Annotated in this window: 15 protein-coding genes and 2 pseudogenes; 10 read left to right on the forward strand and 7 right to left on the reverse strand. The window is 44.0% G+C overall.

The annotated features are described in order from the left end of the window. The first annotated feature begins 14 nt into the window (after positions 1–14). The 5 genes from folP (at position 15) to DXA15_RS12005 (ending at position 5,266) form a co-directional block, all read left to right on the forward strand. Positions 15–875, forward strand: a complete 861-nt coding sequence (gene folP / locus DXA15_RS11985; protein WP_128134173.1) for a dihydropteroate synthase — start codon at positions 15–17, stop codon at positions 873–875. 4 nt (positions 876–879) lie between these two features. Then, entirely contained in the window at positions 880–1,665 is a 786-nt protein-coding gene (gene cdaA, locus DXA15_RS11990) for a diadenylate cyclase CdaA (protein WP_128134174.1), read from the forward strand. A 127-nt stretch (positions 1,666–1,792) separates the two neighbouring features. Then, positions 1,793–2,809, forward strand: a complete 1,017-nt coding sequence (gene pta, locus DXA15_RS11995; RefSeq protein WP_009859984.1) for a phosphate acetyltransferase — start codon at positions 1,793–1,795, stop codon at positions 2,807–2,809. Positions 2,810–2,829: 20 nt separating this feature from the next. Continuing rightward, entirely contained in the window at positions 2,830–4,029 is a 1,200-nt protein-coding gene (locus DXA15_RS12000; RefSeq protein WP_128134175.1) for an acetate/propionate family kinase, read from the forward strand. Positions 4,030–4,102: 73 nt separating this feature from the next. Continuing rightward, positions 4,103–5,266: a hypothetical protein gene (locus DXA15_RS12005; RefSeq protein WP_128134176.1), complete on the forward strand. Its 1,164-nt coding sequence runs from the start codon at positions 4,103–4,105 to the stop codon at positions 5,264–5,266. A gap of 130 nt (positions 5,267–5,396) precedes the next feature. On the opposite strand, the pseudogene DXA15_RS12010 reads toward DXA15_RS12005, so the two are convergent. The 6 genes and pseudogenes from DXA15_RS12010 to DXA15_RS12035 form a co-directional block, all read right to left on the reverse strand. After that, positions 5,397–6,160 (reverse strand): annotated as a pseudogene (locus DXA15_RS12010) (UDP-2,3-diacylglucosamine diphosphatase). A gap of 4 nt (positions 6,161–6,164) precedes the next feature. After that, entirely contained in the window at positions 6,165–6,482 is a 318-nt protein-coding gene (locus DXA15_RS12015) for an SUF system Fe-S cluster assembly protein (protein ID WP_009859980.1), read from the reverse strand. Positions 6,483–6,633: 151 nt separating this feature from the next. Further along, the gene (radC, locus tag DXA15_RS12020; RefSeq protein ID WP_199676299.1) at positions 6,634–7,314 is read right to left on the reverse strand and encodes a DNA repair protein RadC; all 681 of its coding nucleotides are present in this window, start codon (positions 7,312–7,314) and stop codon (positions 6,634–6,636) included. A 68-nt stretch (positions 7,315–7,382) separates the two neighbouring features. Further along, positions 7,383–7,949, reverse strand: a complete 567-nt coding sequence (gene efp, locus DXA15_RS12025) for an elongation factor P (protein WP_009859978.1) — start codon at positions 7,947–7,949, stop codon at positions 7,383–7,385. Positions 7,950–8,115: 166 nt separating this feature from the next. Then, positions 8,116–8,812, reverse strand: a pseudogene (locus DXA15_RS12030) (LrgB family protein). Next, positions 8,805–9,155 (reverse strand): CidA/LrgA family protein, encoded by a 351-nt coding sequence (locus DXA15_RS12035; protein ID WP_009859976.1) that lies wholly within the window; start codon positions 9,153–9,155, stop codon positions 8,805–8,807. Before DXA15_RS12035 ends, DXA15_RS12030 begins: the two are co-directional and overlap by 8 nt. A 671-nt stretch (positions 9,156–9,826) precedes the next feature. On the opposite strand from DXA15_RS12035, the gene DXA15_RS12040 reads away from it, so the two are divergent. From DXA15_RS12040 to DXA15_RS26420, 5 genes are all read left to right on the forward strand, one after another. Beyond that, positions 9,827–11,665 (forward strand): hypothetical protein, encoded by a 1,839-nt coding sequence (locus DXA15_RS12040; protein WP_128134178.1) that lies wholly within the window; start codon positions 9,827–9,829, stop codon positions 11,663–11,665. After that, on the forward strand, positions 11,662–13,473 hold the full coding sequence (locus DXA15_RS12045; protein WP_128134179.1) for a DUF6383 domain-containing protein: 1,812 nt from the start codon (positions 11,662–11,664) through the stop codon (positions 13,471–13,473). The genes DXA15_RS12040 and DXA15_RS12045 overlap by 4 nt, the downstream gene beginning before the upstream one ends. A gap of 599 nt (positions 13,474–14,072) precedes the next feature. Further along, on the forward strand, positions 14,073–14,444 hold the full coding sequence (locus DXA15_RS12050) for a hypothetical protein (RefSeq protein ID WP_128134180.1): 372 nt from the start codon (positions 14,073–14,075) through the stop codon (positions 14,442–14,444). Between the two features lie 118 nt (positions 14,445–14,562). Continuing rightward, positions 14,563–15,777 (forward strand): BT4734/BF3469 family protein, encoded by a 1,215-nt coding sequence (locus DXA15_RS26415; protein ID WP_233567215.1) that lies wholly within the window; start codon positions 14,563–14,565, stop codon positions 15,775–15,777. Positions 15,778–15,788: 11 nt separating this feature from the next. Continuing rightward, on the forward strand, positions 15,789–16,628 hold the full coding sequence (locus DXA15_RS26420) for a VapE domain-containing protein (RefSeq protein ID WP_233567216.1): 840 nt from the start codon (positions 15,789–15,791) through the stop codon (positions 16,626–16,628). Between the two features lie 27 nt (positions 16,629–16,655). Here DXA15_RS26420 and DXA15_RS12060 read toward each other — a convergent pair whose 3' ends face one another. Then, positions 16,656–16,880 (reverse strand): DUF4248 domain-containing protein, encoded by a 225-nt coding sequence (locus tag DXA15_RS12060; RefSeq protein WP_009859970.1) that lies wholly within the window; start codon positions 16,878–16,880, stop codon positions 16,656–16,658. Positions 16,881–17,197 lie beyond the last annotated feature (317 nt).

The raw sequence follows: 17,197 nt of genomic DNA on the forward strand, positions 1-17,197 counted from the left end.
AATATAAAATTGAAATGTCAGATAAAACGCTCAATATTAAGGGAACACTCATGTCGCTCTCTACTCCGGTAGTGATGGGGATTCTGAATGTTACCCCTGATTCTTTTTATGCCGGAAGCCGTAAACAAACGGAAGCAGATATTGAAGAACGCATACGGGCTATATTGTCGGAAGGCGGTCAGATCATTGATATCGGCGGATATTCGTCCCGTCCCGATGCAGAGGAGGTTTCGCCGGAAGAAGAGATGGAACGGCTGGCTTTTGCCTTAAAGATATTGAACGCACATTATCCGGAGGCTGTCGTATCGGTCGATACATTTCGTGCTGATGTGGCCCGTAAATGTGTGGAGGATTATGGTGTTGCCATCATAAACGATATATCGGGCGGCGAATTGGATCCGGCTATGTTCGGTACTGTTGCCGAGCTGAATGTTCCTTATATTATGATGCATATGCGCGGAACTCCCCAAACAATGCAGCAGCATACCGGTTATACGGATATGATGGAAGAGATCATGCTGTATTTCGCATCGAAAGTACGTGAACTTCGTTTGCTGGGGGTAAACGATATTATCCTTGACCCAGGGTTCGGTTTCAGTAAAACGGTCGATCAGAATTACCTTTTGATGAATCGTTTACAGGAGTTCGGCGTGTTCGATCTTCCTCTTTTAGTCGGTATATCCCGCAAAAGTATGATCTACCGTTTCCTGGGAGGAACGCCTGCCGACAGCCTGAACGGAACTACGGTACTGAATACGCTGGCACTGATAAACGGAGCCGATATTCTTCGCGTTCATGATGTGAAAGCTGCTGTAGAAGCGGTGAAGCTGGTCACCAAAACTGTTAACTGTCAATTGTCAACTATCAACTCATAATATTATGTGGATGCATTTCGGAATAAAAGACCTGATCGATGTACTGCTGGTAGCCTTCTTCCTTTATCAGACATACAAACTGATGAAAAGTTCGGGCACGCTGGCTATCTTTAGCGGGGTCGTTTCGTTTATTGTTGTATGGATCCTGGTTTCGCAGGTGTTGGAAATGCGTTTGATGGGTGCCATACTGGATAAGTTTATCAGTGTCGGTTTTGTCGTACTGGTTATATTGTTTCAGGATGAAATCAGGCGTTTCCTGCTGGCCCTCGGTTCGCACCGCGGCTGGAAGTTTCTGGGGAAACTGTTTTCAAAAAGAGGAGCGGATAAGGAGAGTGAAGGTAAGTTTGTCGCTCCGGTGGTTCTGGCCTGTATGAATATGGCGCGTAAAAAGACCGGTGCCCTGATCGTTATCCAACAAGATGTAGACCTGTCGGTTTATGAACATACCGGCGAAATGTTCAATGCTGATGTGAATGCCCGTTTGATAGAAAATATCTTCTTCAAAAACAGTCCTTTGCATGATGGTGCCATGATCATAGCGGACGGAAGGATCAAGGCTGCCGGCTGTATCCTGCCGGTTGCGCAGAACGCCAATCTGCCGAAAGACCTGGGTTTACGCCATCGTTCGGCACTGGGAATGTCGCTGGAGACGGATGCTTTGATTATTATCGTATCGGAAGAACGCGGCAAGATATCTGTGGCTCATAACGGCAGGCTGGCAATCAATATCTCAGCCGAAGAACTCCAGCAAATCCTTTCCGGAGAGCGTGAAGTAGTGAATTACTGTTAAATGTTCTGAAAGTGGCAGGTCGGGATGCAATTCTTTTGCACTTTTTGCAAACTCTATGTTGCATTTTGTCTACTTTTGTATCCGCAAACAGTAGCAATTACTAAATTCTATAAAAATATCTTCCGCTATGGATTTAATGCAAGAGATTATTGCACGCGCTAAAGCTGACAAGCAGCGCATTGTTCTTCCCGAAGGAACAGAAGAAAGAACATTAAAAGCCGCCGACCGTTTATTGGCCGATGGAGTTGCTGACATCATTTTGATCGGAAATCCTGCCGAGATTTCTTCTCTGGCAGCAAACTACGGTCTAAACCACATCGGACAGGCTACTATTGTTGACCCCAAAAATCATGAAAAGAAAGCCGCTTACGCCGACCTGCTTTTCCAATTGCGCCAGAAAAAAGGCATGACTCCTGAAAAGGCAGCCGTTATGGTAGAAGATCCTTTGTTCCTTGCCTGCCTGATGATCAAGGCCGGTGATGCCGACGGTGAAATTGCCGGTGCGCAGAATACGACAGGTAACGTGCTTCGTCCTGCTTTGCAGATCATCAAGACTGCTCCGGGCATGAGTTGCGTATCAGGTGCATTCCTTATGTTTACAAAGAAACCGGAATACGGTAAAGAAGGTCTTTTGGTTTTTGCCGACTGTGCCGTAATGCCGAATCCTACTGCTCCGGAACTGGCAAGTATCGCTGTAGCAACAGCTGCAACAGCCCGCGATATCGTTGGTGTTGAACCGCGTGTGGCTATGTTGAGCTTCTCTACAAAAGGCAGTGCTTCTCATGAAATGGTAGACAAAGTAGTTGAGGCTACCCGTCTGGCAAAAGAAATGGCTCCGGAACTGAAGATCGACGGCGAATTGCAGTCGGATGCAGCTTTGGTAGAATCGGTTGCTTCATTGAAGGCTCCGGGCAGCGAAGTGGCAGGAAAGGCTAACGTACTGGTATTCCCGACACTGGAAGTAGGTAATATTGCTTATAAACTGGTTCAGCGTTTGGGTGACGCAGAAGCTGTAGGCCCGATCCTTCAGGGTATGGCTGCTCCTGTTAATGACCTGTCACGCGGTTGTTCAGTAGATGATATTTATAAGATGGTTGCTATCGCCAGCAATCAGTCTATCGGCTTAAAAGCTGCTAAAAAGTAAAAAGACACAACAAGAAAGATATGAAGATATTAGTATTAAATTGCGGAAGCTCGTCTGTTAAGTACAAGCTGTTCAATATGGACACACACGAAGTACTGGCACAGGGCGGCGTAGAGAAACTGGGTTTGCCGGGTTCTTTCCTGAAATTCACTCAGCCGGATGGCAAGAAAGTGATTCTCGAAAAAGAAATGCCTGAACACAATGCAGCTATCGAGTTCATCCTGAGTGTGCTGACTGACGATAAATACGGCTGTATCAAGTCGTTTAACGAAATTGATGCTGTAGGTCATCGTGTGGTACACGGTGGTGAAGCATTCAGCAGTAGTGTGGAAATTACTCCGGAAGTGATCGGTAAAATGGTTGAGTGCATCGACTTGGCACCGCTTCATAATCCGCCAAACCTGAAAGGTATCCGTGCCATGAGCGCATTGATTCCGGGAATCCGTCAAGTAGGTGTGTTCGACACAGCTTTCCATCAGACAATGCCGGATTATGCTTATATGTACGGTCTGCCTTATTCTTTGTATAAGAAATATGGTATCCGTCGTTATGGCTTCCACGGAACCAGCCATCGCTATGTATCAAAACGTGCTTGCGATATCTTGGGTGTTCCTTACGAAGAACAGCGTATCATTACGGCTCACGTAGGTAACGGTGGTTCTATCGCAGCTGTTAAAAACGGTAAGAGTATAGATACTTCTATGGGACTGACTCCGGTAGAAGGTTTGCTGATGGGAACCCGTTGTGGTGATGTAGATGCCGGTGCACTTGCATTTATCATGGATAAGGAAAAACTGGATGCCAAAGGTTTGTCTGATCTGATCAACAAACAGAGCGGTGTACAGGGACTTTCCGGTATTTCTTCCGATATGCGTGAAATCGAAGCTGCTGTTGCCGAAGGAGATAAACGTGCTATCATGGCATTGAATATTTATAACTACCGCATCAAGAAATATATCGGTGCGTATGCTGCTGCTATGGGCGGTTGCGATATCCTGGTATGGACTGGTGGTGTAGGTGAAAACCAATGGGCTACTCGTCGTGTTGTATGTGAAGACATGGAATTCATGGGCATGAAGATCGATGTTGAAAAGAACGAAGGTATGCGTGGTGAAGAAATGGTGATCAGCACTCCGGACAGTAAAGTTACAATTATCGTTGTGCCGACTGACGAAGAATATATGATCGCTTCCGATACAATGGATATATTAGGTAAATAAATATTGGTAATTGATAAAGACCGAGGAAGGGTGTAAAAGCTTTTCTCCGGTCTTTTCATTAAAGACTACTATTATGCAGAAAATTATCTCTTTTTTGTTTTCTCTTTTCAGAAACAAAAAGTTTCTGGTTTTGTTGATTTTGTTCGGCATAGTAGTAAAATTATGTATGCTTCCTTTTTACCCTCAACCGGGGGATTATACTTTTTTCCTTCTGCCGTGGGTGGAATTTATCAAGTCGAACGGTTATTTTGAGGCTTTCCGTTATCCGTTTGCTAATTACACACCGGCTTATCTGTATTTTTTATTACTGATAGCTAAGCTTGGGGTAGCTCCTTTAGTGGGGATTAAATTGTTGTCTGTTCTCTTTGAGTATGTGGCTGCCTGGTTTGTGGGGGCGATTGCTTATCAGAAATATAAGGAAAATTGGGTGAGATGGTGTGCGTTTGCTGTGGTGCCGCTTCTTCCGACAGTCCTTATTAATAGTTCTTACTGGGCTCAATGTGACTCAATTTATGTCTCTTTCCTGTTGGGGAGTATTTATTTTGTGATGAAGAAGCGCTCGCTTCTTTCCGTTTTGTTTCTGGGGATTTCTTTTTCCTTTAAATTACAGGCTGTACTTCTCTTTCCTTTTTTCTTTGTTTTGTTGCTGAGGAACAGGATTAAATGGTATTATTTTTTGTTGATTCCTGCTGTTTATCTGGTATCGCTTCTTCCTTCTTATATAGCCGGTCGGCCATTGGTGGATTTGTTGTCTGTGTTTATAAAACAGTCATCGCATTATGAGGAACTTTCTTTACAGTTTCCCAATATTTATATGTGGATCAGCAATGATTACTACGAACCGGTAAAATGGATAGGAATACTGTTTACTTTTTTGTTCGCGTTAATAGGGGGTGGATATCTGGCCTGGAAACGTCCGGTTAATTTGACGAACGAGTATTTGGTTCAGTTGGCATTGCTTTCGGCTGTGGTTTTTCCTTTTATTTTGCCGGGAATGCATGAACGATATATGTATGCGGGTGATTTGCTGGCCGTTGTTTATATGTTGTATTTCCCCCGGAAATTCTATTATGCAGTGGGGATTCCTATTGTCTCTTTCTTTTCTTATGCACTTTGTACTTCGCTCAACGAGACATTGATTCATTATCTGGGAGTACCGATGACTATTTTTTATTTCTTGGTAATCATTGGGTTGATACGCAATTTTATTCTATCCGGTAATACTTCGGAAAAATAATCCTCTTGTTTTTGTCTATAATTAGAGAAAACTGTGTAACTTGCATCCGGTTAATAATAACTAATCCTCACAGCTTACAAAACACAGGATTAGTGTTTAGACTGCTCTGACACCGGTTGGGGCAGTTTTTTTAATCTTCAATTAGTTCGAACTGTTCAAGGAACAGGTTTTCCCCATCCCATACGATATAAGAAAAGAGTGTCATCCAGTCGCCGGCGATCAGCAGGCGGGAGGTGCGTGAAAGCATCAGGTCGAGCATGATATGACGATGGCCGAAAATAAAGAAATTGATGTCCGGATGTGTTTTCAGATAGTCTTTGGCAAAAAGGACGAGATATTCTGCCGCTTCACCTTTATATTTCAATGCATCTTCTTTTTCCAGTCCGCTTTTACGACTGCTCAGTGACCAGCCTAGGGCAAAACCGAAAGTCCAGCGAGGATGAATGCCGGCATAAAGCCACTGGCAGAATTTGTTACGGAAAAGGGCACGGATAAAACGGAAGGCTTTGCTGCGGTAGTCCACCTCGTCGCCATGGCCGAGAAAGAAACGTTTGCCCAGCAGATCGGTCGTCAATACGTCCCGATGGATCACTGCACCGATTTCATTGGCAGGTAATCGAACATCCAGATGTCGTGGTTGCCGATAAAAATATGGATTTCTATGCCGCTGTCCGATAATTCGGCCAGCTTACCGAGGAAACGGGTAAATCCTTTGGGTACTACATATTTATATTCGTACCAGTAGTCGAACATATCTCCCAGAAAATAGATTGCCATAGCTTCGTCTTTGATGCTGTCGAGCCAACGCACCAACTTTTTCTCAACGGCCAGCGGGTCTTTATGAAAACGGGCGCCCAAATGGGCGTCCGAGGCAAAATATATTTCTTCCGGGATGTATTCATAGGAAACCTAGTTCGAGTTTCGCTTCTTCCGACATCATATCCTTATCCCATTCCGGTTCGAATACGAGGTTGACTTCCACGTTGTTCACACCATCTACCGATTCCACTTTCATGCGGACATCTTCCAGAATAAAATCGGCGGCCGGGCAATTCGGAGCCGTCAGGGTCATATCTATGCGGACGTTCTTTTCGTCGTCTATATCTACTTTGTAAATCAGGCCGAGATCGAATACGTTGACCGGTATTTCCGGATCATATACCGTTTTCAGCATGGCGACAATCGCTTCTTCTGTTTGGAGGAATTCGTTGTTCATCTTCTTTTAATTTGAATGCAAACTTACTAAATAATTGAGAATTGAAAATTGAAAATTGAAAATTTATAAGAAAACACTCTGCAAGTCCCTCTTGTTCACCCTTATCGTCTCTCATTTAATTTTCAATTTTCAATTCTTAATTTTCAATTCCTCAAAGCCGTCCTTCGTCTGCATAACTGAAGTAGCTGCCGTCGGCAAGGATGATATGGTCTAATAAGTTTATTTCAAGTAATTCGGCGGCCTTATGCAGGCGTTTGGTCAGGGAGTCATCCTGCGAACTCGGGTGAGTGTTTCCTGAAGGATGATTATGGCAGAGAATAATGCCGGCAGCCAGTCCGTTGATAGCCGTTTTCAGTATGATACGCAGGTCGGCGGAGGTTTCGGCCGTTCCTCCCTGGCTGATCCGGGTTTTGCCGATCACTTTTCCGGCCCGGTTTGTCAGGGCAATCCATAATTCTTCGTGAGGTAAATCGCAGAGCAAGGGGTGAAACAAAGAGTAGGCGTCGTGGCTGCTCCGGATCGACTGGCGCAGGACCGGATCGGACAGGTTGCGGCGTTTGCCGAGCTCGAGTGCAGCACATATTGTGATCGCTTTCGCTTCACCGATACCTTTGAATCCGGAGATCAGTTCCCGGATTGTCAGTTTAGCCAATGCATTCAGATTATTGTCTGCCGTGTTGAGGATACGCTGCGATAGCTGTACGGCTGTTTCATTGCTGTTACCCGAACTGATGAGGATGGCTAAAAGTTCGGCATCACTGAGAGAGGCGACACCTTTGAGTAACATTTTTTCGCGCGGGCGGTCTTCTGCTGCCCATTCTTTTATTTTCATAGTGATATGTTTTGGATAAGAAAAAATAGAAGGGCAGTCCATAAAACCGCCCTTACAATATATAAATATTATTCACGGATACGTCCTACGTAAGAACCGTCTGTTGTGTTGATTTCGATGATTTCGCCTTCATTGATGAATAACGGAACACGAACTTCTGCACCAGATTCCACGGTAGCCGGTTTCAATGTGTTTGTAGCGGTATCGCCTTTTACACCCGGTTCTGTATAAGTTACTTTCAACTGTACTTTGGTAGGCATGTCAGCAAAAAGAACAGTATCTGTAGATGCATCGGAAACAACTTCCACAATCTGACCTTCGATCATGAAATCTACTCCGTTAATCAAGTCTTTGTCGATGATTACGTCATCGAATGTTTCCTGGTTCATGAAGTGGTAATGTTCGCCTTCTGCATAAGTATATTGGTAAGGACGACGTTCTACACGTACATCTTCCAGTTTTTCACCGATATTGAAGCGGCGTTCGATCTGGCCTCCTTTTACTACGTCTTTCAATGTAGTACGCATAATTGTGTTACCTTTTCCCGGTTTTACGTGAAGGAAGTCAACACAGAAATAGAGTTTACCGTCCAAACGTATACAAGTCCCTTTTTTAATGTCTTGTGAATTAATCATATGAATGTTTTTATTTATAATGTTTTTTTGAATTGTCTTCGATCATTTTCGGGTACAAAAGTAGTGTTTTCCTCTTAAAGTACCAATATATGCCTATGTTTTTATTCAGAAATAGGTTGCAAATCAGTCTGATATGATTTCAGAAGGCACAGAAGAAGGTATTATCCTAAAACAGGGAAATGATAAAACTGATTACCGGAACCAGAATGGCGGTCATAATTCCCATCAGGCCGATAGCCAGTCCGCTCAGTGCTCCTTCGACAGCTCCGATCTGTATGGCAACGGAAGTTCCCAGTCCATGTGATGATGCGCCCAATGCCAGCCCTTTGGCGATCCGGCTTTCAATACCTAATACTTTCATCACGAACGGGCCGACAATACTGCCGAATATACCTACTGCTACAACGATAACGGCTGTTAGCGAAGGCATTCCTCCGGCCTTTTCGGCAATACCCATAGCGATAGGAGTCGTTACGGATTTCGGTTGGAGGGTGGCGATCAATGCCTGGTCGCTCCCATCAGTCGCCGATCACGATCACGCTCACGATGCCGATAATGGCTCCGACGAATACGGAGGTGAGGATAGAGATCACATTTCCTTTCAGGTATTGCATCTGTTCGTATAAGACAAATCCCAATGCGACAACCGATGGCCCCAGCAAGAAATGGATCAGATGGCTTCCCCGCTGAAAAGACTCATATTCGATTCCCATCATTTTCAGTACGGCAATAATAACGAGGATAGATGTCAACAGCGGATGCAGCAGGCTGATGCGGGTTTTCTTATACAAAGCCAATGCCGCCATATAAGTACCGATCACCAGTGTGAGTGAAAATACTTCCGATTGCGCGAGGTTATTCATTGCTTCCGACCTCCTTGCCGAGTTTTTGCTGGATAAGTGCGACACTCGCTATTACCAGGATCGTACTGACCACGGAGGCAGTAAGAATAACTGCCCAATATTGTGATATGACTCCCAGCGACGTCATAAGCCCGACGCCTGCGGGAAGGAAGAACAGCCCCATGTTTTCAGTGAGGATCGTGGATAGTTTTTTTACGTTGGCAGGCTTTACCAGCTTAAAGACCAATGCCAGGAATAACAATATCATACCGATCACGCTTCCCGGAATGAAACCGTCGATAAAAGAGCTGATAAACTCTCCGGTAAAATAGAAGAACAGAATGTAAAATGCTTGTTTTAGCATATTTCTTTGCTGTTTAAATAGACACTGCAAAGATAACAGCTTTGTAGGAAATATGTTCTACAACATAGTAATTTAACATAAATACTTGTTGAATGAGGCTGCTAGGTACTTTAGCGTGGTTGTGTTATAACTTGATGTATTTGTTCTATACTATAGTCTTTTTTCTGAATGAAAATCCCCCGCTTATTCCCTCCTAAAACAGGCTAAATCCTATCTTTTAACAATTCTCGGCAAAAAGCTGAAAAAGTAGATATTGAAACACAGTCTATTATGAACGCGCGTGGGTACATATTTATATGTATAATGGTAATAAATAATAGCTTATGATCTGTTGAATAATAAAGGATGGAACGTGAAATGAGAATGACTAATTTTAAGGTTCCTTTTTTCTCGCCAGCAAAGTTACTACATTCTTTTAATCCTCCAATCTTTTTCAAAATATTTTTTCCTTTCCTATATCCTTTCTTATCAACAGAATAGCAAAACTAGTACGAAAATCATCCTTTTGACTACAAAGACAAAATAGGCAAGAAACAATGATTAGAAAAAAGGAACGTTTTCTCTAGTCATCTGCTCTTAGAGACGTTCCTGATCTGAGGTTAAAAGACTTTTTAAATAACACTATTATTAATATTAAACGAAAGATTATGAACAAAAAGTTTTCTACTTTGATGACGGGAGCGTTATTGGTAGGATCAATTACTGTCGCAAGTGCTCAGCATGCGAACAAGAGTGATTGGGAAGTACCGTTTCGCACCCAAGATGTAACTGCAGCCAAGCTGGATCAGGCCGATGTTGCTAAAATCAATAAATTTGATTCAAACAAGTATTACCAATTGGTGGTAAATGAAAAAACTGGAGCAGAAGCGGAAGGAGCAGAAGTAAAAGTACTTGTACAAGACAGAGACTATACAACCGGCAAATTGTATTTGAAGGTTGTTGCTCTTAGTGAAGCCGAAGAGAATGGAGCTAAACTGACATCTTCTTTATGGAAGATTGATGTACAGCCTGATGCATCTAATGGCGTCAACTTCAAATTTGTAAATAAGGAAACTGGTTATCCTTTGACATTTGACCATGAAAATGCAGTTGATGGAGGAACTCTTACTTCTGAATCTGTGAAAGCTGGTGCAACTAAAACATTAGTAGACGGTTGTATCGACAGATGGACTTGGTACAATGTTGCTAAATTAACAAAAGGAACGTTTGGTGCGCAAAAATTATGGGCTTTTGTACATGATACTAAAGTAGCAGTCGCTTTAGCTCAGAATGATAATGGCGAAGTTGTAGCTGTTAAATATTCAGATGCAGATGCCGGTGTAAACATGGCAGACCAGAATGTAATTGCTTTGACTCCGGTTGTTGCTGGTGCTAAAGTTCTTTCTGCTGATGATATCAATAGCATGATCGATGCCGATGGCTCATGGGAATATGGTAATAGTGTTGCCGGAGATAATTGGAATAAGGCTATGTTCGATATGTTCCATTCTGGCAAAACAGCAGAAGTAGCTCTTGCTGATGCTTATAGCTATTTCGTAAGAGAAAAAGGTTATGTGGCAGAAGAACATACACTTTTAGAAAATGGAGCAAGTACAGCTTATGCAGGCTTCAACATCGTTTTGAATGTGAAGAAGGTTTCAACTAGTGAGCCTGATTCTGTATTAATGGTATCTACAGAAGCTTACGAAGCAGATAAATTGAACCCGGAAAAGAGTCCTAACTTGAAGTTGGTGAATGCTCCGGCTCCTGCTAATTATGCAAACTTGACTGCATATAATGCACGTTCTATCTTTAAGTTTACTTATTTCCCGACTCAGGACAGTTTGGTTATTGAACCGTTGAATGCTTCTTCTATGTCTGTTGCCGAATATCAGGCAAATACAGCTTGGACTGCTACAACATTGGCAAATGCAACTATCGATCAATTCTATAACTCAGTGAACGAAGGTAAAGCTCGTGGTACAGGTGCTTTAACTGCTGCTGATAATACAGGTGTAAAGAAAGCTGCGCAAGAACCGGTTGCAATAACAATCGCTTACCTATCTGATGGATCTGTTGTTCCGACTGTAGGTCGTGCTCGCACATATGCAGGTGACGAATTTGCAAATGCAGGTCTGACAGTTCAGGATAAAGCAAATGGTAAGGCTTATGTAACTAACAAGCAGGCTGATATGTTAATCCGTATCGGTTTCGATCACGATTATTCTTATTTGGCTCGTGCTTCAAAAGTGGACGGTACTTACTTTGTTCGTTTGTCTACAACAAAAGCAGCTAGCCAGGGTGAAAAGAGAGTAGACGGTTCATATATCGTTTCCGATTTTGCCGGACATATGTATTATGATGTAAAAGAAAACGAACAGGACTTCAATCATATGCCTGCCACTCAGTGGGTGGTTAAACAACTGGGATGTGATAACAGAACTGCTCCTCAGGACAATGAAACTCCGCGCGTAAAAATTACTAACCGCGAGTTTGATAATATAGCATTCGAGGTCAGCTTTACAATGTGAAAGATGCTGAAGGTAATGTTGTTGCCGGTAAATATTACTTTATCGATCATACAAAAGATGCTAATGTAAATTATCTGGAAGGTCTGAGCCAGCATGGTGCAGCTTATAACTTCCTGAACTGTGGCGATACAATCTATTTCGATGACGTGAAAGATGCTACAAGAGGTTATCTGGACCTGAGCGGCAAACAAGTTACCGATACAACTTACGTATTCAACCTGATCGATGGTTTGAACAATGAAATGTTCCTGACTGCAGATGTAAATGACACATTGACAATTGCTAAAGAACAATTGGAATTCCAGTTGGACAACGCAACATCTGTTACGGCAAACGGTTGGACGAAGACTATCTACAGATTGAAGATTAAAGATGCTAACCAGATCGATAACGATTACAAGTATATCGCATTGGATCAGAATCATAAGTTTGTAGCTAAATACGAAGAAGATATTACAAGCGATCCTTCTTTGACAATGGCTTGGTTTGCATTTAAAGAAGATGCACATGCAAATGGCGCTCATTATTATGCAATGATCCTTACAAATGCAAAAGGTGAAGCTCTGCAGGTATTGCGTCGTCAACCGATCAGCAATGAAATGAAAGTGGATGATCTGTGTACATCAATGGGTACAACAACTACTACAATCTTCGATATCAAACCGGTTAAGAGTCATATCTATGTACAGTTGGCTGACGAACAGGTTTATGTTCCTGCTAATATCCAGAAAGAACCGTATCAGGCATTCTTGTATGAAGATGGTGGTTCTGTTTACTCAGCAGGTAAAGGCATGAATTTCGTAGGTGTTCAGCCGAAGAATGTAACTCCGGAAGCTCCGTCTGTATATATCGACCTTGCAAAGAAAGATGATTACAGACCGTTGTATATGTTTGTTGTTGATCCGGATAGCGTACCTGCTTACACATTCTGTAAAGACGGTAATATCGAAGCTCCTCACGGATTGAATCCTTCTTGCGGACACGAAGAATCTTATGATGGTTACCTGGCTGGTCGTTTCATGATCAACTTGCAGGATTCAGTAGACCTGTATGAAAACATCAATAAGCTCCAGAATGCCAGCATCTTCAAACATAACAACAAAACTCGTTTGGCATTTGTAGAAGCAATCCATAAAGGAGATAAGCTGTATATCCTGAAATCTGACTATACATTAGGTTTGAAAGCATGGGAAAAGAAAGACAGCAAGACTGTTATCGCTATCGAACAGGATGGTCACAAATATATCAATCCGAAATATTTCAAGGATAACGAAGCATTCCTGGCTGTAATTGATGTAACTAAGGCTGACGATGCTAACAAAGCTGCATTTGCTTTGAGAAGAGTTGGTTTCGAAGGTGACGGTTCAGCTGTAGAAAATCAGTTCTATATCGAAACAGCTGCAACAGGTTATGGTACATTCAAGGGTGAAACAGCTGCTTGGTTGAAAGAAGAAGACGGTGTTGCCGTATTAGCTCAGAAAGCAAACAAGAACGGTAACCATGAAGGTTCTGATGATGCAATCAACGAAGGTATCAACCAGGCTACTCCGTTCACATTTGACTTTGAAAATGCTACAACTCCGACAGAGAACGAAACTATCGGTACTTCTGCAATCAGCGTAGTAGCAACTGACGGTGCTGTAATCGTTAAGGGTGCACAGGGCAAGAAAGTTGTTATCAACAACGTACTTGGTCAGGCAGTAGCTAACACAGTGATCACTTCAAGCGAAGCTACTATCTCTGTTCCTGCAGGTGTAGTATTTGTAGCTGTAGAAGGCGAAGCTGCTGTTAAAGCAATCGTAAAATAAGAAACTATTTATAATCAATAGATTTTGACTGCGTGTCTTGTCTTCGGACAATGATAATTACCCCGTGAGGGCGAACAAGCGGTCAGTATTAATACTAAAGTAATGAAATAAAGTTCTTCTGTTCGATCTCTGTGAAGAGCGAAGGCAGACAAAAACAAGCCCCGGGGGATTTCCTCCGGGGCTTCGTTGTTAGAAAAAATTGAGTTATCTGCAAATTATAGGATGAGCCAATTAGTGACGGTGCCTTCAGGCTGTAGGCCTGTAACAAACTAGCCCAGGGTTAGAACCCTGGGTTCCCTTGAATCCTTCTTTTTCTGAGGCACCCTGTAAGGGTGCGACAAGAAGGAAATGGTTGATATTTATCTTGTACCACCCCTACAGGGCGGAAAGACAAGAGCGAGTTTTCATAAACCCAGGGTTAAACCCTGGGCTGGTTTGTTAAAGCCTTACAGGCTTACATTGACACCGTAAGGGCGGTTTGCGAACCGCACCTACCAACGATGCTACATTCATTCACTTCTGATAAACTCTGAACCAACAACCAGTCAATCACTAATAATAAAAACAATCCAAATGAAAAAAAACTGGAAGCCGGCCTTTTGACAGAGGCGGCACAAGAATTGAGGCTCCGTTGCGAGCAGCTCGAAGGCGAACTTCGGGAAGTGAAAAAACAATGTAACAAACTGGCACACCTGCTGGAACATGCCGTTTGGGAAGAAGATATGATAGCGGAAGAACCTATCGTCTTCAACGGACTGACGGCCGATTTCGTGGAACTGATCGGTCCTTTGGTGATGAGCCGTAAATGGACGGTGAACGGACGGCACGATGTGCAACCTTTCCTCCGTTCGCTCGACTCGGTCTTTCATGTACGCTATGATCCGGAGAAAGACTACCTGGCGTTGGGCAGACTGACGAATGTCGTACAGGAATATCTCGACAATCACCGGGATGACGATCTCCCCGGATAAGCGCTTGAATTTACAGGGCCCGTGTTTATCATAATAAAAGAGAAAATAACGGGCCCCTTTGTAAAGAATTGCCGACCTTGAAAGCAGTAATAATAACCTCAATTTTAAACGAACTGTTATGATAAAAGTAACTGTGTTTGCCCGGTTTAAAACCTGTATGGGCGACGTCAACCTGATAGACGTTCTTTCTGATATCCGGAATGGCAAATATGCCACGTCTATTAACCGTATCCGTGCCTGTATGGACAAGGGGGATCTCGAAGCGGCCGATATGCTGAAAAAAGCATTGCCGGCTATAACAATTTCCGCTACCTATCGCGGGCAACGCCTTGTAGAATATATGACAGCCTACAATCCATTGATTATCCTCGATTTTGATGACTTGAAAAAAGAGGATTTACCCCACCTGCTCGCTCTGGTGCGTGAGGCTGTTTATACGGTGGCCTGCTGGATCAGTCCGCGCGAGCATGGCATCAAAGTCATTGTCTACCCGGTGGTCGGACTTGAACTGGTGCCTCAGAGTCATCCGGCTATCTACAAGCGGGTGAAAGACTGGTATCAACGCCTGCTGGGTACTAAAGCCGATACTTCGGGAAGCGATGCCGGGCGTCTCTGCATTGTTTCGTACGATCCGCAACTTTATCTCTCCCCCCGTTTCGAACCCTGGCTGAGAGGGGAGGGCACTTTGCCCGGCGATCTGCCGCCGATAGAAGCCGTTATCGGAAAAGATGTCATGCAGCTGATTTCTTCCGCCCGTAAACAGACTACTCGTAAATTTACTTATGCCGAGGGCAACCGCAACAATTACGTCCATCTCTTTGCCGCCAACTGCAACCGTCTGGGAGTGGCCAAAGAAGAAGTTGTGAAGTATGCCTGTAAAACCTTTACCGACCTGCCGGCCGAAGAGTGCCTGCAAGCTGTGGATAGCGCTTATATGCATACGGAGGAACATGGTGCCGGGAAGACGGCGCTTCGCTCGCATCGTGGGGATAGTTTTGTCGTTCAGATACAGGAGTTTCTAAACAAAAGTTTCAAACTTCGCCGCAATATCGTCCGGCGTATAGTGGAGTATCGGAGCCTGACGAAGCACGATGCTTATCAGCCTGTCACCGATTATTGGGAAAACTCTGTCTGGTGTGCCTTGCAGAAAGCGGATGTGTTTTGCCGTGTGTCTGACCTGCGTTCGGTGATCCATTCCGATTTCAGTCCCGAATACAATCCATTCCGGTCTTACTTCGAAAACCTGCCAGCCTGGGACGGGAAGACGGACGCTATCGGGCAGCTGGCCGGCACTGTCGACACCACCTGCCTGAATATTGGGGGAAGTGCCTGAAGAAATGGCTGGTGGCCGTTGTGGCCTGTGCCATCAACGAGCAGAAGGCAAACCATACGGTCTTGTTGCTGAGCGGAGCGCAGGGATTGGGCAAGACTACCTGGTTGCGTAACCTGGTGCCTCCCGCACTTAGAAACTATGTTTATTCGGGCAATCTCGATCCTACGGCAAAAGACTCGTCGTTGCTGATGAGCGATTGTTTCCTGATCATCCTCGATGAGTTGTCGGGACAGAGCCGCGTGGAGTTGAACCAGTTGAAGGCGTTGATTACGAAAGACTCTATCCTTGAACGCCGCCCGTATGCCCGCAATGCGGAGACGTTCGTGCGCCGTGCTTCGTTTGCCGCCACGGTGAACGACAGCCAGATACTGACCGACCGTACCGGTTCGCGCCGTTTCCTTTGTTTTGAAACGCTCCGCATCGATTATACCTCCGGGATAGACCATACCGCCATTTATGCTCAGGCGCTGGCGCTTTATAAACAGGGGTTCCGTTATTGGTTTGCCGACCAGGATATAACGGAGATAAACGAGAACAACGAGCCTTTCCAGCAATCGAGTCCCGAAGCGGAATTGCTTTTCACGTATTTTCGCAAACCGGTGCGTTTCGAGGTGTATATTTTGCTCTCCACCAGCGAAATCATGTCTAAAATAGCGGAACGAACACGCTATTCCGTGACCACAATGAGCGTAAATCAACTGGGAAAAGTGTTAAAAGGTGCCGGTTTTGAGTCGCAAAAGAGACATGGAAAGCGTCTTTTTGCCGCCCCCATCCGCCCCCGGACAGATTGGCTGCCGCAGCTATTTTATTTTACTGCGGCAGCCACCGGAAATGGGTGCCGCAGCCGGTAAAAACAGCTGCGGCACTTATCTTTTTCTTCAAGGCTCTCCCAGATGCTCGACAATACATTCTACCTGGCGGGGCGTAAAGCTTCGTATGCCGGGACGGAAGCCCAGTTCAAGCAGTTTCGCTTTCAGTACGCCATGATAATTGATCCACCGCCAAAGTTGCATAATCGCTCCTCTGTGACTCATATGAGGGCTGTAAAGCTCGGCCAGCTCACCTACTCCGTAGGCTCGTATTTCGAAGGTTGTTTGTTTCATAATATGAATGGGTTTATTTCTCTAAGATACGAATAATCAATGTATGAATCAAGGTTTTAGCTTCGTTTTTTCAGGGATTTTGCTGATTTTTTGTTTCAGAATTTATCAAATTTGAATGTAGCATCGTTGGTAGGGGCGGTTCGCGAACGCTCTTACGGTGTCAATGTAAGCCTGTAAGGCTTTAACAAACCAGCCCAGGGTTCTAACCCAATGTCATCAATTTAAGAAAAAATACCCTTAAAACGAAAAAAGCCATTGGAAATATCAAAGAAAGAATTACTTTAAAGTTACCACACAACAAGTAATCCATGATCTAT

This window comes from Parabacteroides sp. AM58-2XD (genome assembly GCF_003463685.1).
Classification (GTDB): domain Bacteria; phylum Bacteroidota; class Bacteroidia; order Bacteroidales; family Tannerellaceae; genus Parabacteroides; species Parabacteroides segnis.